Origin of the sequence: Bradyrhizobium sp. CCBAU 45321, assembly GCF_028128975.1 — a bacterium.
Classification (GTDB): Bacteria; Pseudomonadota; Alphaproteobacteria; order Rhizobiales; family Xanthobacteraceae; genus Bradyrhizobium; species Bradyrhizobium yuanmingense.
Genome location: NZ_LFKZ01000118.1, coordinates 42,629 through 68,333, shown reverse-complemented (window position 1 = coordinate 68,333; position 25,705 = coordinate 42,629). Strand labels below are relative to the sequence as shown.

General features: G+C 59.2%; 25 protein-coding genes, 1 tRNA gene and 3 pseudogenes. 8 read left to right on the top strand and 21 right to left on the bottom strand.

What is annotated here, in order from left to right; genetic code table 11:
* Nucleotides 1–64: 64 nt before the first annotated feature.
* Both ACM43_RS15415 and ACM43_RS15410 read left to right on the top strand, forming a co-directional pair.
* The gene (locus ACM43_RS15415) at nt 65–265 is read left to right on the top strand and encodes a hypothetical protein (protein ID WP_225114360.1); all 201 of its coding nucleotides are present in this window, start codon (nt 65–67) and stop codon (nt 263–265) included.
* Nucleotides 266–967: 702 nt separating this feature from the next.
* Complete coding sequence (locus ACM43_RS15410; RefSeq protein ID WP_074448518.1) at nt 968–1,876, top strand: TauD/TfdA dioxygenase family protein; 909 nt, start codon at nt 968–970, stop codon at nt 1,874–1,876.
* Nucleotides 1,877–2,102: 226 nt separating this feature from the next.
* Here ACM43_RS15410 and ACM43_RS15405 read toward each other — a convergent pair whose 3' ends face one another.
* The 10 genes and pseudogenes from ACM43_RS15405 to ACM43_RS15360 all read right to left on the bottom strand — a co-directional run bounded on the left by ACM43_RS15405 (nt 2,103) and on the right by ACM43_RS15360 (nt 9,024).
* Nucleotides 2,103–2,303: a DUF2274 domain-containing protein gene (locus tag ACM43_RS15405; protein ID WP_036031077.1), complete on the bottom strand. Its 201-nt coding sequence runs from the start codon at nt 2,301–2,303 to the stop codon at nt 2,103–2,105.
* 4 nt (nt 2,304–2,307) lie between these two features.
* Nucleotides 2,308–3,496, bottom strand: a pseudogene (locus tag ACM43_RS15400) (TrbI/VirB10 family protein).
* Nucleotides 3,493–4,527 (bottom strand): P-type conjugative transfer protein TrbG, encoded by a 1,035-nt coding sequence (trbG, locus tag ACM43_RS15395; RefSeq protein ID WP_036031074.1) that lies wholly within the window; start codon nt 4,525–4,527, stop codon nt 3,493–3,495. Before trbG ends, ACM43_RS15400 begins: the two are co-directional and overlap by 4 nt.
* Before the next feature lie 13 nt (nt 4,528–4,540).
* Nucleotides 4,541–5,110 (bottom strand): annotated as a pseudogene (gene trbF, locus ACM43_RS15390) (conjugal transfer protein TrbF); the annotation flags it as partial.
* Nucleotides 5,111–5,374: 264 nt separating this feature from the next.
* A complete protein-coding gene (locus ACM43_RS15385; RefSeq protein ID WP_245311240.1) occupies nt 5,375–6,055 on the bottom strand; it encodes a lytic transglycosylase domain-containing protein in 681 nt (226 codons plus the stop codon).
* Nucleotides 6,056–6,261: 206 nt separating this feature from the next.
* Nucleotides 6,262–6,747 carry a S26 family signal peptidase gene (locus ACM43_RS15380; protein WP_050996244.1) on the bottom strand — a complete coding sequence of 162 codons (486 nt, stop codon included), beginning with the start codon at nt 6,745–6,747 and terminating at the stop codon, nt 6,262–6,264.
* A gap of 22 nt (nt 6,748–6,769) precedes the next feature.
* Nucleotides 6,770–7,168 carry a DUF2840 domain-containing protein gene (locus ACM43_RS15375; protein WP_085972432.1) on the bottom strand — a complete coding sequence of 133 codons (399 nt, stop codon included), beginning with the start codon at nt 7,166–7,168 and terminating at the stop codon, nt 6,770–6,772.
* A pseudogene (locus tag ACM43_RS15370) lies at nt 7,140–7,868 on the bottom strand (hypothetical protein); the annotation flags it as partial. The gene ACM43_RS15375 and the pseudogene ACM43_RS15370, both read right to left, overlap by 29 nt.
* A 38-nt stretch (nt 7,869–7,906) precedes the next feature.
* On the bottom strand, nt 7,907–8,632 hold the full coding sequence (locus ACM43_RS15365; protein WP_271540944.1) for a tail fiber protein: 726 nt from the start codon (nt 8,630–8,632) through the stop codon (nt 7,907–7,909).
* Nucleotides 8,632–9,024, bottom strand: coding sequence for a hypothetical protein (locus ACM43_RS15360; protein ID WP_271540942.1), 393 nt, complete (start codon nt 9,022–9,024; stop codon nt 8,632–8,634). Before ACM43_RS15360 ends, ACM43_RS15365 begins: the two co-directional genes overlap by 1 nt.
* Before the next feature lie 1,313 nt (nt 9,025–10,337).
* On the opposite strand from ACM43_RS15360, the gene ACM43_RS15355 reads away from it, so the two are divergent.
* Nucleotides 10,338–10,832 carry a hypothetical protein gene (locus ACM43_RS15355; RefSeq protein ID WP_036031060.1) on the top strand — a complete coding sequence of 165 codons (495 nt, stop codon included), beginning with the start codon at nt 10,338–10,340 and terminating at the stop codon, nt 10,830–10,832.
* Nucleotides 10,833–11,899: 1,067 nt separating this feature from the next.
* Here the strand turns inward: ACM43_RS15355 and ACM43_RS15350 are convergent.
* From ACM43_RS15350 to ACM43_RS15335, 4 genes are all read right to left on the bottom strand, one after another.
* Nucleotides 11,900–12,175, bottom strand: a complete 276-nt coding sequence (locus ACM43_RS15350) for a hypothetical protein (RefSeq protein WP_271540939.1) — start codon at nt 12,173–12,175, stop codon at nt 11,900–11,902.
* 360 nt (nt 12,176–12,535) lie between these two features.
* Nucleotides 12,536–14,770: a DUF927 domain-containing protein gene (locus ACM43_RS15345; RefSeq protein WP_271540937.1), complete on the bottom strand. Its 2,235-nt coding sequence runs from the start codon at nt 14,768–14,770 to the stop codon at nt 12,536–12,538.
* On the bottom strand, nt 14,767–15,318 hold the full coding sequence (locus tag ACM43_RS15340) for a type I secretion C-terminal target domain-containing protein (protein ID WP_271540935.1): 552 nt from the start codon (nt 15,316–15,318) through the stop codon (nt 14,767–14,769). The genes ACM43_RS15345 and ACM43_RS15340 overlap by 4 nt, the downstream gene beginning before the upstream one ends.
* Before the next feature lie 11 nt (nt 15,319–15,329).
* Nucleotides 15,330–15,641, bottom strand: coding sequence for a hypothetical protein (locus tag ACM43_RS15335; protein WP_271540933.1), 312 nt, complete (start codon nt 15,639–15,641; stop codon nt 15,330–15,332).
* On the opposite strand from ACM43_RS15335, the gene ACM43_RS15330 reads away from it, so the two are divergent.
* Nucleotides 15,641–15,769, top strand: coding sequence for a hypothetical protein (locus ACM43_RS15330; RefSeq protein ID WP_271540931.1), 129 nt, complete (start codon nt 15,641–15,643; stop codon nt 15,767–15,769). The two genes, ACM43_RS15335 and ACM43_RS15330, sit on opposite strands and share 1 nt — an antisense overlap.
* 147 nt (nt 15,770–15,916) lie before the next feature.
* On the opposite strand, the gene ACM43_RS15325 is transcribed toward ACM43_RS15330, so the two are convergent.
* The 4 genes from ACM43_RS15325 to ACM43_RS15310 all read right to left on the bottom strand — a co-directional run bounded on the left by ACM43_RS15325 (nt 15,917) and on the right by ACM43_RS15310 (nt 18,481).
* Nucleotides 15,917–16,171 carry a hypothetical protein gene (locus ACM43_RS15325; RefSeq protein ID WP_271540929.1) on the bottom strand — a complete coding sequence of 85 codons (255 nt, stop codon included), beginning with the start codon at nt 16,169–16,171 and terminating at the stop codon, nt 15,917–15,919.
* Between the two features lie 133 nt (nt 16,172–16,304).
* Complete coding sequence (locus ACM43_RS15320) at nt 16,305–17,204, bottom strand: hypothetical protein (protein ID WP_271540927.1); 900 nt, start codon at nt 17,202–17,204, stop codon at nt 16,305–16,307.
* Nucleotides 17,205–17,292: 88 nt separating this feature from the next.
* The gene (locus ACM43_RS15315; protein ID WP_271540925.1) at nt 17,293–17,550 is read right to left on the bottom strand and encodes a hypothetical protein; all 258 of its coding nucleotides are present in this window, start codon (nt 17,548–17,550) and stop codon (nt 17,293–17,295) included.
* Nucleotides 17,519–18,481, bottom strand: coding sequence for a tyrosine-type recombinase/integrase (locus ACM43_RS15310; RefSeq protein ID WP_271540923.1), 963 nt, complete (start codon nt 18,479–18,481; stop codon nt 17,519–17,521). Before ACM43_RS15310 ends, ACM43_RS15315 begins: the two co-directional genes overlap by 32 nt.
* Nucleotides 18,482–18,848: 367 nt before the next feature.
* Here ACM43_RS15310 and ACM43_RS15305 point away from each other — a divergent pair.
* Nucleotides 18,849–18,925, top strand: a tRNA-Arg gene (locus ACM43_RS15305).
* A gap of 86 nt (nt 18,926–19,011) precedes the next feature.
* On the opposite strand, the gene ACM43_RS15300 is transcribed toward ACM43_RS15305, so the two are convergent.
* Complete coding sequence (locus ACM43_RS15300) at nt 19,012–19,563, bottom strand: hypothetical protein (RefSeq protein WP_271540921.1); 552 nt, start codon at nt 19,561–19,563, stop codon at nt 19,012–19,014.
* Between the two features lie 140 nt (nt 19,564–19,703).
* On the opposite strand from ACM43_RS15300, the gene ACM43_RS15295 reads away from it, so the two are divergent.
* Nucleotides 19,704–19,841 (top strand): hypothetical protein, encoded by a 138-nt coding sequence (locus tag ACM43_RS15295; protein ID WP_271540919.1) that lies wholly within the window; start codon nt 19,704–19,706, stop codon nt 19,839–19,841.
* A gap of 15 nt (nt 19,842–19,856) precedes the next feature.
* Here the strand turns inward: ACM43_RS15295 and ACM43_RS15290 are convergent, their stop codons facing one another.
* A complete protein-coding gene (locus tag ACM43_RS15290) occupies nt 19,857–20,180 on the bottom strand; it encodes a hypothetical protein (RefSeq protein WP_271540917.1) in 324 nt (107 codons plus the stop codon).
* Between the two features lie 253 nt (nt 20,181–20,433).
* Here ACM43_RS15290 and ACM43_RS15285 point away from each other — a divergent pair, with 253 nt between their 5' ends.
* Entirely contained in the window at nt 20,434–20,886 is a 453-nt protein-coding gene (locus ACM43_RS15285) for a hypothetical protein (RefSeq protein ID WP_271540915.1), read from the top strand.
* 132 nt (nt 20,887–21,018) lie between these two features.
* The gene (locus ACM43_RS15280; protein WP_271540913.1) at nt 21,019–21,609 is read left to right on the top strand and encodes a hypothetical protein; all 591 of its coding nucleotides are present in this window, start codon (nt 21,019–21,021) and stop codon (nt 21,607–21,609) included.
* 536 nt (nt 21,610–22,145) lie between these two features.
* On the opposite strand, the gene ACM43_RS15275 is transcribed toward ACM43_RS15280, so the two are convergent.
* Nucleotides 22,146–25,064, bottom strand: a complete 2,919-nt coding sequence (locus ACM43_RS15275) for a zinc dependent phospholipase C family protein (RefSeq protein ID WP_271540911.1) — start codon at nt 25,062–25,064, stop codon at nt 22,146–22,148.
* Between the last annotated feature and the right edge of the window lie 641 nt (nt 25,065–25,705).

Genomic DNA, 25,705 nt, shown 5'->3' with positions numbered 1-25,705 from the left:
AGACCAGCAAATACCTAGTCTCGAACACATTAATATCGCACGATGGCGTTCCCTAGGTTCACGCATGAAATCCACCATTGTATTCGACTGGAATGGCACTCCTCGATGGCGGCAACGCGGTGTTGCAAATGCTATTTTGAGCCGCTTCAGCCGCGCGACCATCGACATGGAGAGGTTTCGAGAGGAGTTTGAGCTCCCTTTCTCCATTCTTTTCCGCAATCTTGATATGTCGAAAGATGAAATCGAGTTTGTGCATAGCAAGTAGCGCCATTTTTCACGACGCCTACGAATTCTTGGCGCGCAACGCTGCTTACGTAAATGGCCACGAAATGTCTTGCTCGCCGCTGATCAGAGAGCCGTTCAAACCTCATTGTCAGCAACCACATTGTTGAACCAATTCGGGCACAAGTGCAAAGACTTGAAATCGAGACTTACGTCAGTCTCATTTTGGCGCTTGAGAACCGCGCAATTCAGTTTAGGAGCATGAGCAAGCAAGAGCACCTGCGCTTGTATATGCAGGCCCATGATTTATCCCCAGAACGAACTGTCATCGTGGGCGATATGCCAGTTGAGACGGAAATTGCCCGCAATCTCGGTCTTATCTGCGCGCGGCAGGGCTCGACTACATGATTAAATGACCGTCATGAATTTTACTAATTCTACAGAAGCATTGCTTTTTTCAACGTAATTGAGTGATTACAAAAGCATAACTGAATATCTGCCAGGTTGGCGCGCTCCTGCTGTCCGCTTCGTCTTCACGGTTCGACATTCGAAGGGGAAGGTCGGCGATCGAGTTCTTTCGTCACTCGGTCCAACCATCGGCTCAGTTCGATGACTCGCGCCAAATACCACGATCCGTTCGGTGCCCATTGGCGGTACATGGTTGTCTTTCGCTTGGCACGATGCTTGCTGAAGATCATTCGCTCCGAGAGGCGAGAAAGAAACTGCAAGGGCTTACAAAAGGAACATGAGCACAACGGCTTTGATCGGTGGCGTCATTCCGAGCACCGATGTAGTGAAACGTGCAGCGCGCATCGGCGCCGAAATCAAAAATATCAAGCTATCAGGCGATCTACCGGATCACGCGATCGCTGCGATCAACAGCTTATTGCTCGAGCACAAGGTGATCTTCTTCCGCAATCAAGGACATCTCAATGACACCGAGCAGGAGCGCTTTGCCGCTCGTCTTGGAAAGTTAGTGCCGCATCCGATGCTCGGTGCCACCAAGGGGATGGCGTCGCTCCTCGAACTGGACTCCACTCGCGGCGGCGGTCGCGCCGACGTTTGGCATGCGGATGGGACCTTCGCCGACGCCTATCCCAAGATTTTGGTCCTGCGGGCCGTTGTGATGCCAAGGTTCGGAGGCGACACTGTGTGGTCGAACACAGCTGCCGCTTATCTTGGTCTGCCGCCGCCGCTACAACGGCTTGCCGAGGGCCTATGGGCCGTTCACAGTAACGTTTTCGATTACGCCGGGATCGCGCGTGTCCGCGAGGTCGACAAGAAGCACTTTGACGAGGTGTTCACCAGAACGGTTTTTGAGACCGAGCATCCCGTTGTACGCGTCCACCCCGAAACAGGCGAGCGGACGCTAGTGCTCGGCGCCTTGGTGAAGCACTTTGTTGGGGTGCCCAAATACGACGGACAAAAGCTGTTCGATCTGTTCCAATCTCACATCACCGCGCCCGAAAACACTGTGCGCTGGAACTGGTTAGAGGGCGATATTGCAATATGGGATAACCGCGCAACGCAGCATTACGCGGTCAACGATTACGGGGACCAACATCGCGTCGTACGTCGGGCCACGATCGAGGGTGACGTGCCTGTTAGCGTCGATGGTCGGAGCAGTGTAACGCGCTTCAAGGTGACCGAATAACTGCAGTCGACGCCCCGTGCCTCGCGTCTGAAAACCGAGAAAACCTCGTAATCGCAGTTGTATCGGGCAGACGCGCGAACACACCTTTCCGACAAGATCTCTCGGCTCTTAGCGCCAGGTCGGCAGCGCCTAGTTTGATGCATAGCAACTATAGTGCGTCAACCAACAGTTTTGAGAAACGTTGAGCATCACTGTCCTTCAGCGGCCGGTACGTGGCCTCCACGTTTCAGTTTAGAAAATCCTCGATGGTGGCCATAAAGCGTGCCAACATGGCGGCGATGAGCTTAGTCGGATCGACCACTTGACCACCTTGACGCGTAAGCGCTTCTGCATATGCAATGAGATCACGATGCACGGCCGCAGGCAGCTCCGTGCTCACCTTGACCGGCTTGTCGTCTGGAAGCTCTCCTATTTTGAGTTTTGGCATGTTGTCACCCTCTACAGGGAGTAAGTAAGAGGTCATGATTGACAAGAACACGAACCGGGAAGCCAGGTCGCACAGTCAGAATAGGCTGGATGCTGAGGCTGCGGCGACGACCTGCTGTCCGGTTTGATTCTCGCAATGCCTGGATGATTGCGCTGTCGTTGCTGTTGGTGTCCGAGCCGGCGCCCAGCTCAGTCCCGACCGCCAGAAACGTCGATAGTGCCGCAGCCTTGAATAGTTCACCCCAGTGATTCTCCACCTGATCTTCGAGGCCTGCATAGCCGGCGGTGTCAGCGCCAGGCTGCCGCTCGAGAACGATAGAACGACCATTCGGCATGATCAGCCGCGTCCAGACCAGCAGGACGCGGGACTGGCCGAAGGCGACTTGGCTATCGTAGATGCCGATCAGGCGCGCTCCCTGAGGCACAAGCAGAAAGCGGCCGGTCGGCGTGTCAAAAACGTTCTCGGTCACTTGCGCGTTATTTGGCCCGGCAGGTCCGATCGAATCCCGGTGATCAGCGCTCCCGGAATCACCGTTCCTGCCTGCACGATGTATGGTGAAGCCGGCTTGGTGACGCGGTCAGGGCTTACCGTGCGACGGTCCACAGAAGCGTTCGCGAAGGCAAGCTTGCGGTCCTGACCGTTTTGCGCAGATCCATCATCGCTGCTGCTCGTTGCGTTCGGCGGTACGACGCGTTCGTTTCCAACAGCCGCAGCAGCGGACGGGCGCACTTCTCGCCCGTTGGTGGAAGCGAACAGATGACTGATGCGGGCTGCTTCGGTCTCTTGCTCCCGGCGCTGCTGGTCCGGATCACCACCAATCGTCGAGGGCTGGCCCTGGGCGGCAAGGATCGGTCGACCGAGGTCGCCCGGAAGCGGAGGACCAAGTTGCGGGACTGGCTGCCGAGGAGCGCCAGTATAGTCCTTTGGCAGAGTTGCAATGCCGTCCGCAACATTGTGATGATCAGTGCTATAAAGCTCATCAACCGACTGGTTTCGTGGTCGATTGTTCTGCAGCGACCACAGGATCGCGCCGCCGATAGCAAGCAGGGCAACCGCACTCCCTCCAGCCAGGACTTTTCGCGACAACCGTGTCACGCGCGGATGCTCTGCTCTCAAGCGGAAACTTTTGGAGTGGTCCTCTTGCGCCTCCGGTGAGCCACTTGCACCTGATCGTTTCCGTTCTGGGTAGTCATGAAGACGGCCTCCCGTCGGTCCTAACAATCCTGATCTTTTGTTGGCGTTCGCCGCCAAGCCGGAGTTCGGCGGCTGCAAAAAGCCGATCAACGATCAACATGTTGCCGTAAGCGCGATAGTTGACTAGTTCGGTCTTACGGTCCGGGCCGATGACAAAGAGCGGTGGCATCTCTCCCTGGACGATACCTCTAGGAATTTCGACATAGACCTTGCGGCCATCGTCATATACGGCGAGCGGCCGCCAGGCAGGACTGTCCCCTTCGATGGCATAGCGGGAGATACGCTGCGCCGGATTCGGAAGAACGGGTTTCAGAGCGGTTGAACGGGATCGTTCGCGCGCCGTTTCCGGATAGTACCAGGCAACAGAGGGCATGTATGGCCGCTCGCGGGAGCGGAGCTCAATCAGGTAGGTGCGGCGGTCCGTATTGACGACAAGATTGGTCTCGATCGATGCACGGGTTGGCTTGACCAGGATATGAACGCGTCGCGTGTCGCCGCTCCCGCTCTCGGTGTCGCCTACGACCCAGCGGACGGTATCTCCAGCCGCTATGGGCCCTGACCCCGTCAACTGCTCCCCCTCCTCGAGCGCGATATCCGTGATCTGCCCCGGTGCAGCGTAAATCTGATAGAGCGCTCCGGGACTGTAGGCGTAGATTTGGGCTGCGTTGAAATACCCTCGCTTGCGCGGCTCGACCCGGGCTGCGCTGTTTGCGGTCTCAACCCGGCTCACGGGTTCAGCGTCTTCCTTCCCTCCCGACTTGCCGCCGAGAGTCGGCTTCCAGAGGGGTGGAACGTGAAGCGGTCGCGATCTGTCGTCGAGAGCCACTGGCGTCGCCGGTAACGGTGGAACTTCAGCGTCATAGCTGATCTCCGGCGGAATGTATGTGGCGCAACCACTGAGCGCCGAGGAACCAAGCAGGAGAGCAAACAAAAGTGCTCGCCTCGCGATCGAGAATTTGGGCGGAGTCGGACTGATCCTGCTGTACGGGACAGGATGCTTCGAATGAACGTCGGACGGCGTCTTAGTCACTGACTCAACTCCTTCAGTTGATGGCGCGAACGAAGACGCCAAGAGGATTCGTGCGCAGACGTTCGGCATCGCGCGGCGTTTCGATCACGGTGGTGAGAATGGCCGTCCAGCGCTCGGTCGAACTCAACGAACGGTTGTCGTAGACACGCTCGCTCCACGCGACCCGAAAGCTTTCCGACGACGCGCGAATGACGCTCGAGACGTCGACAGAGATCTGTGCCTTGCCCAACTTGGCAAAGGGGTCATTGTGGCGCGCATAGTCATTGAGGGCAGCGGCGCCGCGATCGGTTGTAAAGTCATAGGCCCGGAGCCAGTTTTGGCGCAGAACGATGCCGTCGGCCGGCAGGCTTCTGACATCCTCGATGAAGCGCGCCAGATGGTAAGCGATCTGGACATCTGTCGGTTGATAGTCGATGTTGGCCGGCGCCACCCTTTGGGCTTGGCCGAGATGATCGACTTCGACCACCCAAGGCGTGATCGATCCCTGGCTCGATTGCCAGACAAGGCTACCTGCGAGACCGGCTGCAAGCATCAGGCATCCGAACGCCATTAGGCGCCAGTTCTTGGCCTGCACGCGCCCCGACCGACCGGCACGCCGGAACCCAAGCCATGTCAATGGCTTGAGGTTTGACCGGCGAGCCCCTTTTATCTCGCCGTCCTGCCGTCGTGGTCTCCCGGTCGCCGGTTCCCGAAAGAGCCCCCACTGCTTCCGAGCGCTTGCGATAGCGATCGTTACCCGAAGGGCCGAGACACCCGAAGGGTGACTCGGTGAGGAGCGAAGCGATGAGTAGAGCGCGGGCCGAAGGCATCGCCCGTACGCCCTCAGCTTGCGAACCCGCACACCTGGTCATTGCGATGCTCCCGAATCCGATCGAGGGACGAACACGCCAACAGGCCGAGGGACCATGGGCGAAACATCGGGCGCCGAAATTGCGGTCGTGACACCGGGCATGAGCGCCGGCAACCGATAGCGCGACTTCATGAGATCGGATCGTGTGACGAACAACGTCGCAGCTGCTGATGACTGTCCGCTGGACGTCCATCTCGGCGGCAGTTCGATGGCAAGCAGATTTGCAAGCTTTGCGACGTATGCTCGCGTCTCTTCTGGCAAGGAGCTACCAGCGAGATGCTCTTCATAGCGAGCTGGTCCCGCGTTGTACGCGGCAAACACGCCAGGCGAGCCATACCGATCGAGCAGTTCGCGCAAGTACGCCGTGCCGGCCAGAATGTTGTCATGCGGATCGTAGGGGTCGTTCCCGAGATTGTAGCGCTCGCGAAGTTCCGCCCAAGTCGCCGGCATGATCTGCATCAGGCCTATTGCGGCTTTGGGCGACTTGGCGTGGACGTCTCCAGCGCTTTCGATGTTGATGACCGAACCGATCCAGTTCATCGTTGCAAAGCGCTTCGAGGCTTCGTCGACGAAAGCGGAAAACGGTTTGCCTACCCGAGCAACCGCCTGAACCGACGCCGACCCGCTCTCGGCTAGAGCAGCACCATCCGACGCGGCGAAGTTAAGCAGCAGCGACACTACAGCCCAAACACGCACGCCAGACCGAGCCAAGCATGCCGTCGTGCTCGCGCCCGTCCAAGGTAAAGCCTCTTCGCGCCGGCCATACGGCCGCCCTGGACTGCCGCTGCGCGCGTCGAACCTGCAAGCGTTGGTCGGGACGGAGGAATTGTCCCGCGGTCGATCGCACAGAGGAATGGCGGGGTAAGAACGTCGAATACGCACGATCACTCCTCCCGCGTCCACACCGGCATCGCACGGCCGATCACGCTAGATGCCGGAAGAAATCCAAAATACCGGCCGTCAAGAGAGTCGTCCGATTGCCAGTTCATCAGAAACAGCTCCCCATCGCCGACGACGCGGCAGCCTTGCCATTTCGGCAATGGCCGCCCGCGTCCGTCGCGATCCCTCGCCTCGCCCATTGCAATCTCGTCGACCGAAACCGTGAGGCCGGTTCTGCAAACAATCTGCCCCGGAAGAGCGAGCACGCGCTTCAGCATCGGGACGCCAATGGGCAAATAGCCGTTAAGGTCGAGGAAGGTCGCGAGCGGCTCCGGCGGCTGCACGGCGACCAATTCAGTGACTTGGAATTGGTCCGCCGTTCGGAGGCGGTAGAGACCGATCGGCACGCTCGCGGATGCATTCCAGATGTAAAGCGGAAGCGGCTCCAGGATGATCGTCGCGACGAGCGCAGCAACAACCCCAATCGTCATGGCAGCATCGTTAGGCGGCCCGTCATCGCATCACCTTTTGGCGATGAAGCCAGGCCTGATGGCGCGCTTTCGTATACGGGCGTGGGTTTTCGTTGACGGACAGGCGGTTATGAACGTGATGCCAATGATCAGGCGCGACATCAGCTGGATCGATGCCGAGTGCCTCAACGGCATCGATAATATGCAGCACGCGCTCGACCTTCGGCCAGCCGGATAGACGCAGCAGAATCTCACCGCCGGGCGTCACATAAGGGACCGTCGAGCAGCGCTGTCCCGGTGCGACTGCGCGCAAGATGTCGATGCGTGAAATAATCGTCCCAAAGTCGTTCGAGGTCCAACGGACGAAGGCAAAGATGCTGCCGGGTGCAAATGACAGGACAGGCCGATAGCGATCAAGCTTCTGGCGTAAAGATGTCCACATTCGACCCCGGCGCCCTGATCGTCACGATCAGCGCATAGCGCGCAGTGCTGTCGAACCGCTCCAAGTAGGGCTTTTCCTTCCACCAGCCACCGACCGGAAAGACGCCAATGGCATCACGTTCCGCAAGGTCAGCTGCGCTTCCGGACCAAAAATCGGAATGCACCGATCCATTGTCGCGAAACGTGCCGAGGAGCCAATCCTCGCCACCGCCGGGAGGCGCCCCCTCCTCCTCGTCCCGTGCCGCCTGATTGATGCGGGCTCTGAACTCGTCGACAGTCTCCGTCGCGGACTTCGCACGGAAGCGAAGACCGTGTGAAGCGTACCGATGTCGCCTCGTCCACCCACGCTCTCCAGGATTGGGGTCGATGAAGTAGGACAGAGTCGCTCGTAGCTCAACCTGCGCGTCACCAAGCGCGGCCAGCTGCTCCTTCGGCCACGGCAGGCGATGGAGCTTCATGTCGCGGGTCTTGGCAGTAGCGCTCCCCTCCCGCTGAAACGGTTGGAGTTGATCTTCGACGATGAGCGTCAGATCGTTCACCGTCGAGAGGAGCGCCCGCCCAATATCGGGGACTCCGTAGCCATAGCGTCGTACCAGTGCCTGTATTTGCCCCTTCGCGCCGTTGCATGCGTCGATACGGGCGCGCATCTGCGGGGTCCACTCGGCGGAGTGCACGATCAAGGCGCGGACCGTTTCCGGCCATATGTGACGCGAGTTGCGCCGTAGTGAGCGTGTGGCTTTCAGAGCCACCCGTCGCGCCTAGGTTGGTCGCTGTCGCGCCGAAGTAACTGGAAGTCAGGCGGCTCGCAGCCGAGCCTCCCATATTGTCGAGACCGGCAATCACGCGGCCCCGCAGATCCGGCACGTTGAAGGTAGTCGGAGCCGTTGCCAGCGCCGAAGGTCGTACTCACTAGCGAGAAGTAGCTCGCGTAGGTCGTGCGGCTGATGGCCTGGCCATAAGGCAGCACGAACGAGCTGTTAGGTGCCGATGTGCCTGTGTAAGGCAGGACGCCGCCAACCGGGATGCTGTACGGATTGCCAAAGAAGCCGCGCAGGTAAAATGCAGCGTCACTGGAGTTGTAGACGCACACGTATGGCGTCCCCTGGACAAGATGCCCCGCGACAAGCTCAGTGCTCGGCGCCGAGCGAAGCGGTTTCGCGCCAAGACCATCAACGTTCAACGTGGTCGCGCCGCCGTTCGTCACATGCGGCGTGAACGCAATCATTTGGTTGGAGAGCCGGGAGAAGCTGTCAAAGCTTTGGTAGCTCGTCACGGTGAGGGCCGTGGACGTGCCACCGGTAGCAATCGCTCCTGAAATATCGTCGCGCCACTTGGCAACTGAGGCCATTTCGGCCCGCGCGCTGTCATTGACGCTGCTGGGCGCCATTCCTTCCGCCCACCCAACGGCGGGATCAAAGGTCGCGTTGTTCGCCGCCGTCTGCGACCACCAAGCAACGCCGCTCATCAGGCGTGCTCCTGACACTTGGCGATAACGGGATAAGTCCGCACCACGATGCCACGCGCTGAGTCCAAGCGAAGGGGCAGGGGCTTCAACCGCCAGTGCTTGGCGCGGTCGAAAGGCTCGGTGTCCTCGTTCTCGATCGGCAGCCACTCGCCGCCATCAGGATCTTTTGCCGGCTTGAAGCTGGTCGAGACGAGCTCACCGTCCCGAACCAGGCAATATTGCTGCTCGCCCATGGGAGAGCCGCCTTCTGCCTGAAGGCGGTCGACCAACGCTTGTCTGATGTAGTCTGATTCTGATTGGCAACGTTGGCTCGCCGCCCTATCGATCGCCTTTGACAGGTTCGAAGGGGCACGAAATTGTATCAGTTGCTCGAATGTGGCGGAGTCGTCCATCGTTCGTCCTCATGCAGATTGCATGAGACTGTCAGTACGAGGGTTGACCGATCTCTACCATGTCAACGCTGCTGATCTTGCGGACTTTGCCGCTTCTGCGACGTCCTCGCGCGCGTAGTGGTCGCAAAAGGTCAAGAGAGGCGATCTGTCCCTTTGGTTACCTCACTCACAATTGGTAAGTTAGCGTCAATCGGCGTCTCACAGGCACCCTACCCGAACCGCTGGGCTCTCACGCGGCGTCCCTAGAAGAGCGCGTATGCGTGCTGCGATGCCACGCGCCTCGTCCGGCGCCAAGTTGGGTTTCACACAATTGAGTATGTCTATCATCGCCTGAGCCTCAGCGGCATTCGATGTCGCAACTTCGCGATCTATTAAGCTCAGAGACTGATCGGCCGCGCGGGCCTGATTGGCTGCAAGCACCTCAAGCGCTTGCGACCGTAGTGCTGTGATATGCCGCTCGAATACGTGCACTGTTCGTCCCTATAGTGGAAGTTAGCGGGCACGTGACTCGGCGCCCAGAGAGAAGCGCTGTCCCTACCACGCGCCGCTAACTTCACCAGGGGCGGCTCCAAGCGGCGGCAAAAAGCAGCTGGAGTGTGTATCTTTCGGCCAACGCCACAGGGCAACTACCAAGACGGGTAGCGGTGTGACCTTTGGCGATCAGCCTCAGATCGCAGGCAGTGCGGGCGCGACTCGGCGCCGTTCGGTTGCGCTGGAGCGGACGCTGTACCTAATAAGACGGGGATTGGGCCCGTGATTCAGAAGCGGTACGGACGCGAGTGGGAACCTTGCCGGCCAGGGGGGCTGAACCGAAGACAAGGCACCTGTCGCACCCGCACCGCCCATGAGGTTGATCAGAAAATGACTCGCCACCGACCGTTCTGGTTATATGGTGCTGTCCCTGCCAAGTCCCGTTAACCACAAATGCTCTCTATGCGGGACAGCTTACCGAAAGCTGACGAGGCTGCGCGGCAGTCCCAAAACGAACAGCGGCCCTTGAGGGCCGTTGCAAGCATTGCCTGCGACCATAGTGCGCGCTCGTGCCCGCTGAATTTGGCCGCGCATCATGCCCGATACCGCGATCAGGATTCATCCGCTCTTCCAAGGCAGAGTAACTAGAACCGAGGGGTAACTTTGACGTGGAACGAATGTGAAACAGCCGCGCCGTCGATGAAGCGCCCATCCGCCTGATTCGAAGCAAAATCCCCCCCATTTTTTGGGGGTTGCCTTTGCGTGTCGACCTCGCTGAATCTGCACCAACGGCGCGAGCTAGGAATCGCAGCTTCCATTCACAGTAACAAAGGAAACCTGGTTTGATCCCTATTGAGGAGTCCCTTATTCGAGCGACAACGTTGCTTGACGATCCAACAAGTACCGAGCAACGGGCTGAAATCATCGCCCACCTGGATACTGTTATAGACTATGCTCGCGACGAGACCGAGGAGCGCCTAGCGCGTAGTTTCAAGACGATGGCCCTGAACCACCTCGACTGTATCGGTCGAGATACGTCAACCATTGTTGAGGAAGCGATGGAGCTGGCGCTGATCGCTATGGAGAAATTGACCATAGCTGTGGTCGAGCGCAATCGGCGCGAACACGACCTGAGGATTCTCATGCAGGAATTTGCAATTGGGCAATACGTGCAACTTAAGGCGGGTGGCCCCGCAATGCAGGTCATCGCGATTAAGGCCGACAAAATCATCTGCGAGACGCTGGACGAGAAGCGGAGCCGCCGGACTTTCGCTGCGAGCGATCTTGTCATCGCCAGGCGTTCAGCGATTAGAGGCGGTTCGTTGCGGCGCTCCTGAGGCGCGGGCTGTCGGGTCCATCACATCCCAACACGTTACCTCGGAGCGTCTGGCGAGCTAATCTGGGTGGTGCCTTCATCGAGGTTCAGCATGTATGCATAGCCGACGGCGCCGATAAGAGACGCTTTGCCACTGGGCCAATGGCATCTGCCGTTCGCTAACTCTACTGCTGCTATGGCTGGCGAGACGTCCTAAAGCCTGACCATCAATGGAGGAACGCATTCTCCGGACGCGATTGCAATCTCAGCTAGACCGTGGCAGGTTTCGTACTCCACTTCTATACTGGCTACCGCGCTATCCATGTCCCGGAGCAACGCGAGGGCGGCTCGGCGCCTTCCACTCAAGAGCATCCGACGCTGTCCCTACCGCGCCCGCGCTGCCCGTGAAGTTAGCGACGACGTGACTCGGCGCCCCCGCTGGAGGACGGAAGCGCTGTCCCTGCCCACGTACCGCTAACTTCGGGGCGGCCAACGTTGCCATAACAACGCTAACCACCTCGCTTTCCGGGAGCGGCAACAAGCTCCACGGGTTGTGTAATTGTAGCGTCAAAATTGCTTGTGGAGCGCCTACCAGGATTGGTGGCTGCCTTATCGGCTGGGTCATGACTTCGGGACATAGGCAAAACGACATCACGACGGTGGTCTGGCCGGAAGGGATGGCCGCACTCGCAGGCTTGGTCAGCTTGGCTCACCTCCGCCACCTAGAACGAACCCGGCCGGGTCTTCCCCAAGCGGTCCTCGCCATTGTGGTAGGGCCCGTCTGGTACGGCCCGACATGCGGACGGCCTTGGGCCCGGCAGACCGAAGCGCTCAAAGTAGTGCCGCACACGCGAGCTCGACAGGTCACCTGCATGATAAGACGCGAGCGCCGCAGTATCTCCGTCCAGGAACATGGCGAGAGCGACTTGGCTAACAACGCAAACGCCGCCGCCAACACGACGACCAAGGCCATGCTGGGGGCACCAATTCCGGATCGTCGTTTCTGACTTGCCGGCCCTCTTGGCCGCCATTGCCAAGCTAATGCCCTCCCGCGGATCGTAGGGTGTGAGCACCCTCCATGTGGTCTCCTCAGCGGATTGCATGCTGACCTCCGCACAGAAGTACGGCACCTGATGTGGGCTTGCGCCGATACGTCAGCGTCGATCCGGACGGCCGCCGGAGGGCCGCGGTCTGCTCAGTCAAGGCGAACACAGACCCGCCTCCAAGCAACATCACGAGTCCCATGACGTCGTATCGGCACACAGGCGCAGCGGCGTGAACGCCGAACAAATCCAGGCCGGTCCAACCGAGATCGCAAGCCGCGCGATCCCAGTTCGATAGGAAGACATCGGTGTCTTCGATCATCTGGGACCATCGATCTGCGCCGGCCCACTCGGGTGCTTGCATTCGTTTCAGCTCCTGCAGAATTGCATGCCATCCGGCGGTGTCGTCCTCGAAGATTTGTGCCTTTCGCCCTTCTTCAAAATTAGTGGTGGCAGTGGGGACACTGGGGACACCCCGTTTAACTACTTCAATTCTCGAAGTTTTTCTGTCCCCACTCACCCCGGGGGGCTGTCCCCACTCGTTTTTGGGGACACGACCGCCTCTTGAGTGGGGACAGAAAAGTCGTTATGTCGCAGGGACTTGTCGGAAGTGTCCCCACTGCCACCAATGTCCCCACTCATTTTCATGAGGGCCACGATGTCTCGGGAGAAGGCTTGCAAGTCATGCTTCATTTGCATCCTCCAGGAACGTCGAGCGGATGTGGTAGAGCCGCATCTTCCCGTGGTCGGGTACCCGGACTGACTTCGCCGTGTGGGAGCCTTCGCCTTCGATGTAGCCCTTCTGCCTCAGCGTCGCTGCGACACGGCGCGGATCGAGACCGGCGCAGATTTCCTTCCAAGCCGTGGTGGTGACGTAGAAGTCCCAGCCATCGCCCATCTGCTCCCTGAAGCCGGCGACATCGCGCGCCTGCATCCCCTTGGGCGGGTTATCCTCCCATGCGGGGATGAAGCGCGACATCCCGTCCTTCAGGAGGAAGGTTCTCACCTGCTCCATACCAGCGGCCGTTTCGGCGGCTTCATGGCCTCCGCGGGCTGCGAGCCACTGCTCGAAGCACAGGGCAGCTGCCTTCACGGCGTCTCCACGCGACCAGGGCAAGATCTCGTACAACGTCGCGATCTCGCCGCCAGCAGCGATGAGCCCGAAGCGCTGGGCCACTCGGCCAACCTGTCCGTCCGCTCCTGCCGGCACATAGGTGTCGCAGAAGCTCTTCACGACATCCTTCACGGTCTTCCGGATGCCCTCGATGTGCGGAACGATGTTCGCGAAATACTGCCTCGCGGCGACGCCGTAGTGTTGCTGGGTCGCGGTCTTCAGGTGAACCGCGAGCGCGTCCGGTGAGGTGAACCCGTGGAGCCGCTCGAACATCCCCATGCCAGCGCCGGCATCGGCCGACACGTCCACGATCCTGATCTGCTGACCGGCTGCCAGCCGCTTGCCGCGGCCATCCTCAGCCACCTTATCGGAAAGGCCGATTTCACCCGACGACAGGAAGAGGACACGCCACTTCGCCGCCCGACGGGCCGAGCCGTCGCGCGTGCTACGGGACTTACCCGAGCCGTTCGCGAGCATGTAGGCAGCTTCGCCGGCATCCTTCGCCGCCAGCTGGGACAGTTCGTCCAGGCACAGCAGCGTGTCGCAGTGCGCCAGTGAGACGCCCTCCAAGCCGTTGGCCGTCGATCGCCAAGAGCGAATGTAGCCGTTGGTATCGCCGCCGCCCCAGACACTGCCAGCGACATGCAGGGCCGTGCTCTTGCCCGTGGATGACGCGCCCTTGAAGTGGACGCCACCACCCTCGGCCGCGCACGGCCCCACCAGCGGTCCTGCAAAGGCCGCCGACAGCGCCAGCACGAGCCGGCTGTTGCCGACGGCGTACCTAGCTACGTTCTGTTGCCAGCTCTCCAGGCTGCCCGCCTGACGAAACGGGTGTTCGTGGGCAGACGCGCTCTGCAGCAGCAGGAGATCTCGATCGTCAACGGCGAAGCACTCGTCTGGCATGACGAACGAGTTGCTGTGCCAGCCCACCCGCTGGGTAGCCCTGGCCCGCTTCGGCGATCTCACCTGAAGCAGGAATGAGTTGAAGAGGTTGCGAGCGGTATTGCTGGGCGAGATGAAGAACCCGCCATCCATCAGGATCCGACGCGCCTCTGAGCCGTCTCCGGCCAAGGTCGCCCGCGGCAGCGCGAATTGGTGCTCGCGACCATCGTGATCGCGCCGGCGCAACAACACGCCCCAGCTTGCGCCATCCGTATCACGGGTCTCCGCCACGACGTCGAAGTGACCTGCAACCAAGATGGCAGGCTTATCCAGATCGTCCGGATTGCTCCACATCAGGCCCCGATCAGAGAAGCTGTAGCCGACCGGCAGGGCCGACTTCTTCTCGGCCCGGGCCTGGATGTGCTCCTCGTCCTGGCTCATCTCTTCCGTTGAGGGCTTCCATTCAACGGTCGTGCGCGCCCTCTCCTCGAGATCTTGGAATGAGTGCCCGGCTTCGAACCAGTCGGAGACGTCCTGCTTCTTCTGCAGTTCTGGGAAACGCACAACGCGGACGCTCTCAGCGACGCCGAGGGCGAGCGCCGCCTTTGCATCGGCGTGATCCGATCCCTCGTCATCGTTGTCGGCCAGGAGCACGAGATGCTTGCCCGCGAAGTACTGCTCGCACCCGGCCGGCAACCCGTCGCCGACGCCGCCGAACGTGATGGCGCAGCCACCGCGCTTGCCGACGGAGTCCACGTCCTTCTCGCCCTCGGGCCAGAAGACCGTGGTCGAGCTGTCGAGATCACCCGCCAGATAGGGGACGGACTTGTAACCATCGGGCTTGCGATACTGCCAGCCCGTGGTGCCATCGACATCTGCAACGCGATAGGCATTGAAGGCCCTCTGCTCGCCTCTGGTCATGATCTTGATGCGAACGGCACGCCGCCGCACTTGTAGATGTGGCGTCGCTTCTCGTTGTCACGCGGGCGCGGCCCCTCATCGCCCGCCACCATGAAGCGGGGCTTGCCCTCGTCGTCTGGCTTCGTCCGTGCCGGGAAGACAGGCGCATCCTTGGCCTCGGCCGGCCTGGCCGCGATGTTCGCGGTCGCCTTCGGTTGGGGATCGCGCACGTTCCCGGTCAGGTTGGTCGAGCCAGCAGACTGGACGTTCAACATCGCCGCGAGGTCGCGCGCGGCATCCAGCTTCGATTTGCCGTCGAGGTACGCCTTGAGATCGATGACGTCGCCGCCCTTGTCGCCGGTGGCGAAGTCGCACCACACGCCGCTCTTCAGGTTGACCTTGAAGCTGCCCGGCTTCCCGTCGTTCCGGGTGGGATTTCGAGCGACCCACTCGCCGGACTCACGGCGCCCGCCAGGCAACAACTGGGGGATGACAAAGTCCAATGCACTGAGGGCCGCCGAGCTGACAGCCTTGAAATCGACACGCTGGGCGCTGTTGAAGCTATTCATGATCGTTCCCATTAGCGGGGCTCTCCCGCTGAAAATTTTGCGGCGCGCCAGCACTGGGCTGACATGCCGGACACGTTCTTGCATCGCGTTCCGTCTGGCTCGATCTCGCCTTGCAGGTGGAGCTCGGAGACCCGCGGCCTGACACTCAGGAAGCTGATCTCGAGGCGAGCGGCGATTTGGTCCGGCGTGAAACTTGCCGGATGCTGCGATCGGAGAAACTGAAGGACGCGCTCGCGAACCGTGGCGGCACGCTGCGTCAGCTTCTGAGCCGCTTCGCTGCTGGGACCGACGGCTTTGAAGCCGGGGCTGTCGGGATAGCTCATTGGCGAACCTCGCTTCCGAGACCCGCCAGGTTGGCGATCAGATCAGCGAAGGCCGGGTGAACGCGGTAGCGGCGGGCTACGAACAGGCCGGCTCGGCTGCTCGGCTGCAGGACGGTAACGCGCCATGAGAAGAGCGGCAGGTCAGAAACGGATTGAGATTGCCGGATGCGTTTGCTATGTCTTTTCATGCTACGATTTCCAGGGAAGCCCGGTGCGCACGACCTGATCCGCCAAGATGTGGATCGTGCAGCCGGGTTTTCTTTTGAGGGATGGTGTCAGGCGACGCGGCGAACCTCAGAGGTGGATCTGACCAACGGTCCGATCTTCCTCTGCGCCCAGGCGTCGAGGCCGGAGACGGGGTAAAGGGGGAAGCGTCCCGCGAGCCGAAAGGGCGGGCCTTCCGAACTGATGCAGGCGAGCTTCGCCAGCGTCTTTGGAGAGCAGGGAACGTTGTACGTGTCGGTCACGTACTTGGCGGCATCCTTCCTTCGAAGGTGGCGCTCAGTGAGATGTACTTCGTCGGTATCCATCGTGGTCTCGCATAATCACGGATCAATCTCCGTGGGTGCGAGGTAAATGGAGCGTCGAGAAATCCGCGGTAAAGATACGCGACTGAAATCGCTGCGGATTTGCCCCGCGCATTAGCCGCGGATTTGACCGCAATTACCCGGACCTTTTCTCACCGCGCCTCCGGCGAGGAAATTTTTTGCGGAGCTCGCGGACCTTGTCGCGCCCGACTCCCAGTGCCCGCATATGGGCGACGTCCTGCTCCTCAGTTGGGATATAGCCCTCTGGCTGTTGCTCTCGCCAATGCCGGAAGGCGGGCTCGATTTTCGCCTCAGGCAGACGGCGGAAAGCTTTTGCCGGATCCTCCGTCGGCGGAGCAGCGGCCGATGTCGTGGCGGCAGGCTTGGGAGCTTGCTCGCCGTCGGCGAGGACGCCTGGAGCGCAGCTCATTAGGCTTTCGCGACTGACGAAAATCCATTGGAAGGGATCACTACCGATGCCGAGGTTATACGGATCATCGGGTCTCAACTGACATAGGTCGAACCGATCGCGAATGCGCTCTGAGTTCCACCACCGTCGCGGAATTGGCTGCGGATCGCCGCCGGCTTTCTCGCGAATTGCTGTGATCAGGAAGCTCGCCTCTGCAAGCTGCATTATCCGGTCCTGCACTTCAATGAGACGACGAAGGCGGGGTGCTTGCTCCTGTCTAAGCCTCTCTACGATCGTCACAGCATCCATCCACTCCTTTCCAGAAAACTCGAAAGACTGCTGGTAGGGCTTGAGAGGCTGTCGGTTATATTCCGGATGGTGCTTAACGAGCAGATCATGAACCAGGCGAGCACGCCAACCCGACCTCTCCGGAAAAACCGTGAGCTTCGGCAATGGATCGAGGCACGGCTCATCCCCGGTCCAGTCAGATCCGAACATCGATTTGCCAATCACATGTACCGCGCGGCCCAGAAAGACGTATGAGGTATCGTCGTTCGGCCAACCTAGTGACTTCTTCCAGAACTCAGCCCGCATGCTGAGTTGTTTCTGTATCAGCTCGAGACTCATCGCACTTCCGCTTGTGCTCCGCATGGGGACGACGCGGCAGGCTGGTGCGGACCAGCTTTTCGGGAGCTACCCTAGCCGCGCCGATCGATCAGGCCTTCCGAAACTGGACGACCTTTCTCTGTTTCTTTCCGTTCATGGCATCATCGATGTGCCTGGCGATCCGGTCGGCAGCTGCGAGCAGCGCCGAATCGATCTTGTGAATGTAGCCCATCGTAACGTTCCCCTTCTTGGAATGGCCGATCAGGGCCTTAATGGTAGGCAGGGTGTACCCGAGATCCTCGGCGGTAGAGCTGAAGGAATGCCTTAGTCCGTGGCTAGTGATCCCCGGAACGTCCTTGGCCGACACCTTCTGAAGCCACCGCGTCAAGCCGGTATGGTTTTTTCGCGTCGGCCGTGATGGCGGGGAACACATACTTCGACTTCGACTTGGACTTGGCCATCGCCACCTTCAGGACCGCGATAACGGCGGGCCCAACAGGGCGGATACTCTTGCCGGTTTTGCTGTCGCCCAAGCGGAGGGCCATCCCGACGGTGTCGACCTCGGTCTTCAGCAAACCTTCCACCTCGTCCAATCGGCAGCCCGTCATGGCGGACGTCCGGCTGGCGAGGACGCGCTGCCAGTGCTCGCCGTTTGCTTCGGCGGCGGCTAGGCACTTACCCAGGCGGCGATACCCGGCGTCATCCAGGCGCCACTCTCTCGTCTGATCTTTGGGACGCCGAATGCCGCTAACCGGGTTGTCTGGCCGATAGCCCTCGTCAACCGCATAACTGAAGATGCCACCCAGCAGCCCCATCGTCCGGGCCGCTGTTCCCCTCCCGCCGGTCACGATCGCCCGTCCCCGGGTCTTGGTCTTGATGTCGGCGGACGACTTGCCGGCGATGATGTCGCGCTGGAGACCTTTGGCGTCAGTGGAGGTGAAGCCCTTAACGGTCTTTTTGCCGACCAGCTTGATGATGTGACGCTCGATCCGCCCGTTGTCGCTGTAGAGGGTCGTCTTGCTCTTGACCTCGCCCCGACGAGTGAGGATGAGGCCCCGCTCGGCCTTGTCCAGGTACTCGCGGCAGAGTTCCTCGATCGTCATCGCGCCTCGAGCCAGCTTCCTGCTCTCGACTGGATCTGCGCCCCTCACGACGTCAGCAAGGGCAAGCTTGGCGTCTCGGCGGGCCTCCTCGGGGGTCAGCACGCCGTAGCGCCCCAAAGTGAGCCGCCGACTGCGGCCGTTGGCGTTCCGGTATTGAACCAGGAAGGATTTGGCGCCGCTTTTCTTAACGCGCACACCAAAACCGCGGAGCTCGTCGTCCCATAGGAAGACGTCTTCTCCAGTGGTCTCCGTGGCATCGACGATGCGTTAGGTCAGTTTCGGCAAATTTCCCTCGGGTAAGCACTGGGTAAGCAGGTGCCGGAAAACGAGGGAAATTCGGAGCAATGACCGTAGCCCCCAAATCAGGGCTGTTTTCAGCCTATATCTGGGGGTCAGCAATTCCAAGGGATTTCGGGCCCACCCTTGCCCTCCGAAGGCAGGTGTCAAGCCGGCTGATGTGAAAAGTGAGGAAGAAAGAGTATTGTACTGCAATGGCTTGCGAGGGCTGCGCGTTGGGGTTCACTCACACGCGAAATCCGCGTAAGCACTGCGTAAGCAGTAAGCACCCGTAGCTCAGCTGGATAGAGCGTCGCCCTCCGAAGGCGAAGGCCACACGTTCGAATCGTGTCGGGTGCGCCATTTCTCCATAGCCGACTCGAACTTGCCCCCTTGCAGCCCATGTTTTCCGTTCTCAATGCGGCGCGAAAGGATGGCATAGGAGCCTACTACGGCCATTCCCCGACCTGCTGACGCGTGATGTATCTTTCCATGGGCTCAGGCAAGATTGCATCGTTTAAGGTCAGGAGAGCCCGCAGCAAATACTCCCGGATGCCAGAACGGGGTTTGTTGTCGCCGGCATTCTCGATAGCGCTGCGTAGGTCAGAAAGAACGCTAGCGATTTGGCGACAAAAGATGAGATCGCTCCCCTTCTTGTAGACGAAATCGTCGATCACATGATGCTCTGAGGCGGCATTGCGAGGAGAGCAAGGACACGTGCAAAAGCGACTGCCCTGATAGAGTTGGCCGCCCTCCCAAACGTACTCCTTCGACCGATATGGGATCGAAAGGTCGTAGCGGTTGCTGGTCGGGTACCTCGAATGAGGTTTGTTCGAGCAATCGCTGTGACGGGTGACGATCAAGAGGCCATGATCAGCAGCCAATGCGACGTGGCGCTCAAATATCTCGGACAGTGATCGACGGGTTGAATAGTTGGGCGCGGTGTCATCCCACCAGAGTGTGTAACTAGCATCTTTGATTCCACCGATTTGTTCGATCAATTCCTTTCGTAGCCCTGCACAGAATTTAAACCGTTGCACCCTGACCCTCCCTTTTGTGGAAAACCTATACAGCATACGCCCGACTGGGGCTGAGCGATTTTGAAGTCAAGCTGGCTAAGGTTTAGCCCCCGCGTCTGAACATGATGTCCGTTGCCCGCGAACGCAACGCGCGCGGTCGCGGATGGCAACATGCGCCTACAGATTGGTTGGGTGTAAGCAAGCGCGAAGCCATCGAGAAGGTTCGCGAACTGGAAGGCGAGATTGCGATTATCGACTGATTGTTGCTTTAGTGTTCAGGGGCCTATTCGGCCACAACCAATCCTGAAGCGCGAGCCGATGCGGTATCCGATGAAAGCTAACACTGCGATGATGCCGAGTGTCCAGTAGAACGGTTCACCTGGGAGAGCCACGCCGTAGAAATCAATGAAGCTACCGATCTTTTTCCCTTGATTGATTATCGTGCCTACCTGTTCCGATGGAATGGATCCGCCGACAACTGGCGACCCATCAATCGTCTGCACCATACTGAAGCCGGCTAGCCCGATCACGATTAAGCCCAACAAGGCTCCCAGTCCGGCGAACAGGATTGGGAGCAACCAGTTCCTAAAGAAGCGCACGCATCCGCCCCTGTCGTTTGAAATAGCAGCAGTCTTTTTATACCTGATCTACCGATGCCAGCAGCTTTGCAACCCTTCCCTACGGCGATTGTTGCGTAAGTCCTAGCGACAGGTCAGACATGATGAGCTCCGTTGGGAGTCCGCAGCAGAAATCCCCACGTTTTGCACAGCTCCAAGGGCTTGCAGCCGCTATCTCGGCAGGAGCAATCTGTGCGATCGTTGCCCATATAAACTCAAATAGGAGCGAACAACGGTGGAAAGGCCGAAGCCTTCGCATACGCGGCGCGTTACGCGCGAAGAGCTGTACAAGATGGTCTGGGATAAGCCGATGATCCGGCTTGCCGAGGAATTCGGAATTACCGGGAACGGTCTGGCCAAGGTCTGCGATAGGCTGGACGTGCCTTATCCTCCGCGCGGCTACTGGGCCAAGAAGGAAGCCGGAAAGCCAGTCGTCACACTTAAGCTTTCCCGTCGGCGGGACGGAATCCCAAGCGCGGCAGATATCCACCCCACGCCACCGAAGCCTGCGCCTTCCCCTGCAGCGGAACAAGCCGCCGCGACGGTGGCCGACCGCATTCGTGATGTCGCGGTACCTGAGCGCAACGACAACCTTCACCCACGCGTGCAGGCCTGGATCGCCGGTCACAAGAAACGGCAGAAAGAGCGCGAGGTGGAAAACAGGAATCGCCGTCGGGACTTCGGTTAGGCGTCACCCCTGATCCCTGACCTGACAGAGCGCGATCTGTATCGTTTCAGAGCCACCAGCGCGATATTTTATGCAGTTGAGAAGGCGGGTGGCACAATCGAGAAATCGTCAGCTTCAGGCAAGGTAACGTTCTTGATCGACGGGCACCAAGTCGAGTGCTCAATCGTTGAAAAGATGGTGCAGTCTCTCAAGCAATGGGAGGAGCAACGCAAATGGACCGCGTTCACCGAGTATTGTAAGTCGGGACTGGATTCTTCAGGCTTTCTTCGGGTCAGCATCACGACCTACTTGCAGGGTCGGCGACCTGAGTGGGTCGAATCGCAAAAGATCAAAATCGGACAACTCATGCCAACTATCGTCGGCACGATAATGGCGGCAGGGCCGACCCTTGAAAAAATGAAGCGCGAACGCGAAGAGCAGCAGAAGCGCTACCGTGAAGAGGAAGCGCGCCGCTACGAAGCCCGTCAATTGCGGGAAATCGACGAGAAGCGCTGGAACAAGTTTCGCGAGTACGCCGTCAATTGGGATGAGCGGGAGCGATTGCTGGCGTTTCTTGCAGAAGTCGAGGCTCGGCTAGCCACCGAGGGTGATGTCACCGTCTCAGACGGCACATTGAGGACATGGGTCGAGTGGGCAAAGGCGAAAGCGGAAGCTCTCAATCCGTTTGGCGGGGGCGCTGTGGGGATGTTTGAGACCATTGCGAAGGTAAAACAATGGTCATAAGTACCGCCCATTTACGACCGGTTATCGTTGGTCAGACCGTTTGGTGTGGCCAGCTTTAGAACGCGCGAGAAGGACATCTCAATGGCGCCCCCTCCGAGGGGCTTCATCTCCTTTTGCGCCTGACGTCGAGCCGCTTTGGCTTGCGCGCCGTGCTCTTCATCGCGAAATCCGTCCCCCGACCCCACGCTCAGAAGCTACGGCGCGGGCGGTGACTAGGGGCAACATCACGAAACTAGTCGCAACAGCCGTTGCCGCGCTACTCACTGATTTGTTGCCGGCTCGAACGATCGGATACAATGAGAATAGCGCGGTGGCGGAGAGAGTGTCAGTCAACCCACATTGAAAGACCAAGCATTTTTGACCTTCTTAGGCCCAAACCCACGACTTGAGCTACGGCCTAAAACCGGCGCTTCCCCTCTAATCTTTTCATGAAATCCATCGTGCCTCATCCAAGCACTGGACCAACCCTTCATTTCCTGTCGGCGTGCAGGGAACCCAGCAATGACCGCCGTGCGCCACTTTGGCGGTCGGCAGCGCTACTGCGGTGCGCCCGCAATATAGATGACGGCGCGATCTGACCAAATCGGGTTGTCGCTCCTCCAGACGAACGTATCCGCTGCGATACCGCGCCTGAGAGAGAGCGCCTTAGCCGCTACAGCCTTGTCTTGCGTCGTGCAGGCTGCCAGGAGCACCCCCCAATGCCCTTGTGCCCTGACAGGACGCCACAATGCCGTTTTGAGATCAGGATAGCGGGCCTCCACGACCCTTGCGAAGCGCTGCGCGCGTTGCTGCGTCCTGTACGAGGCAATGAAAGTCCAGTACCGGACCCCCGACCCTGCGGTACCGCATTCCAGATATGAAGTTGCATACTCTTCGGGTGACGATGTCTCAAACTCCGCCGCGGGAATGTTCGGGTTGGCCGCATCTACACAGAGTCGGTCCTGCCTCAGGATTTCGCCGGTGAAAGAGTTCTGGGTGGAGGGAAACGGGTTTAGCGGGCATTCCGGAAATGGATAAAGCGGCCAGCTAAGATCATTGCGCGTGCGGGATGATCCCAGTATTCCTTTTGGGAATAGTTTTAGGAACACCTTTTCCCTCAAATAGGGATCAACCCATATCCGCAGTCCCATTTGCCGGTTCTTCCAATAATCGTGGCCATAGTTATACCGGCCTGGCCCAGAGCTTGGGCGCGCCTGATTTCTGGCATAGGGCAAAGCGTGAGCCTGCCATTGATGATTGCCGTCGATGCTGCGCACGGCGCCGAACAAAATGCTGAAATTACCTGCGTGAGGAGGATACACCGGAGCTCCGTAGCGCGGCGAAACATAACCGGGCCCCACCTTGTCCGCCATCAGCTGATTGAGAGCATCCGGCTGCAAGAGAGACAGCTTTGCGAGCACGACAGCACTCTGAAGTGCTGCAAAGGCGGAGGGATCAAGCCGGTTTTCAGAGAGGCCCACATCGGCATCGACCACAGATGCAACGTCGCTGAACCGGAGCAATTTCTTTCCGGAAGTATCGTGGCTGTAAGCTCCGTTCAACCTGTCCCGGCTCGCATTTTTGGGGTCAGATAGTAGGTCAAGGAAGTCGCTTGTCGTCTTATCAGTCAGGAAACCGACAATCTCCAAACCCGCCTTGCGCAACTCGGGCTTGAGCTTCTCGACGACTTTCTTCTGCGCCGTGCGACTCGGGAAAACCAGCCACTGGAGAATTTCTGGCAATTCCGCAATCGCATCGTCGAACTTCTGGTTCAGCTCCTCGATGAAATTCTTGACGGCGCAGGTAGCCTCGCCAAACTCGACTGGCGCTGCCGTGTACACAGAGCCGTAGCACGAATACCAGTCAGTGTATTCGGATAGCGGATTGCCTTCAGAAAGCAGTATCTTTATTCCGGCGCGGTGACTGGCATCTATATATTTGGCGGTAGCCTGGTCAATATCGCCGAGCCAATTATCGATCAGGAAGATAACACCGTTGTATTTATCGATGGCCTTCTTGATTTCGTCGACGATTGCCGAGACCTTGTTCAGCTCGCTGGCGATGCGCTCTTGCTGCCTCCTCAGTTCCTCGACTGCCTTGCGTGCGGCGCCGACGATTCTCTCCTGCGCTTCCTGCTCTGCCCTGGCCGCGTCGACAGCGGCTTGATATGTCCCTTGCGCTATCCCCTTGACGGCCTCTTCATGCCGTTTCTTAAGGTCATCGATGGTGCGTTTCGTTCCATCGACGTTCGCCTGGGCTATTTCCGCAGCCTTGTTGGCTGCCGCGACCTGCGCGTTGAGGCCGGAAATGTCGCCCTCAAGCTTCGATATTTGCTCGTTCAGCTTCCCGACCTTTTCCTTGCATTCCTTGACGGCCGGCGGATATACAAGGAGGTTGCAGGCAAGATCGGCAATTCCTCCGCGCAGATCGCCAATCCTATCCTGCAGCTGTTTAATTTCGTTGGCAGCATGCGCGGCTGTCTGGGCGGCGGAATTAACCGCATCCGCAGCGGCCTTGAGCTGCTCGGCAAGGAGTTTCTCCTGGAACGTGAGTAGCTCGGGATAGTCCTGGATAAGCTTGTTCGCCGCAGCCAGTGCGCCGACCGCCGCATCTGTTGCGCTCTTCTTGATAGCGAGAAGATCCTCTGTCGCGCGCAATGACGCCTCGGCGGCATCCAGCGCTTGTTTCCCGGTCGCCAGGTCGATTTGTAACTTCGCCTGCTCCTTGAAGCGATCAGCCCCGAACGTGGTGATTTTCTCAATCAGGTTCTGTGTCTCTTGCCGCGCAATCCGGACGCCATTGCGAACATGGTACATCGCCGTAAGATGCGCGCCTGTCTGGTCCGCCTTAAAGTTTTGTGTCGCGACGCCTTCGTTAAGGATCAGGCTATCGCGCAGAAATTCGGAAGGAGTTCCCAGCGAAGCCTCGAGATCGATTGCATTTCCTGCGGTATCCAATGGCGCGGGCGTCAGGGACTCTATGTACTTTTCGAGCAGGAAGTGCCGCCGCTCTACATCCCGTTCGCCGTCAGTCAGCAGGAAAATATCACCGGCCAATGCATTGACGTACGAATGCGCGAAGATATCGGCCGCCGCGTGCGCGACGAAGCCATAGGCAAATGCGAGGTCGGAAGGAGAGGAGGCGCGGCCTACAAGCAACCGCAGCCAATCATCGGTCTGCCATCCATTTGTGACGCCGGGATGGGTCGTCATTTGGCCGACAATGGGATCGGGAAAGACGTCCGGGCCCAGGTTGCCCATCCGGTACTGATTAGGATTTGAGCGCAGCGCATTGAGGACAGAGGGAGCAACCTCATAGGAATTGCCCCCAAGCTCGACGCGGCCGTCGTCTAGAGCGTCGTTGAGCACTTGTTGGCCAATCCAGAAGTGCGTCTTGAGACTCCAGGCTAAAGTTGGGCTGGAGCAAGCAAGGCTGCCTGCTATCCCGACTGCGGCGATTGTTATTGCATGGTGCATCGGAGGCGTCCTCCAGGAAAGGACAAGTCACACGAACGCGACAATAAGAGCAGTTCCGGACGCTAGTTTTAATAATTATTGGAATCGAACAGTAGGTCGGCGCAGCTATTGGTTGTCAGATTACATGACCACAGCTCAACTTGGAAGGCCATGCGAAAACTATTCTTAAACGCTCCGCAGGAGCTCCAGTTGATGTCGGCGGCAGACTCATGGGCTGCACGAGACCGGCATCACGATAGACGTCGCGCGGTTGTGTTGACGGGATTGTGCGCGGCCAGCGACGAGCGGTTCGCGCCAGGTGGCCTAACACGGCGCCCTCTGGCGGATGCCATCTTTTTTACAACGGCAGCCTAACGAACTGCAGACCCTGCGGAGTTACACAAAGCGCATCGCCGTTTGTCCATTCTGTTGGACGGACTGTCAGGGATATGGACGCCTGCTGAAGAGACAAAGCACAAAATCGCAGGTCGTCGCAGCATTGCCTGTTGGAGTGCACGACGGGCTGCTCCATCAATCGCGCTACGGCGAAGCTATACTGCCCATCTTCATCGGCCGTGGCGTGCCAATGATATCACCTACTCCAATAGCAACGCCTAATACACCCGGGTCAAGGCGTGCTCGGATGCTGGTCTTGGCTTTGC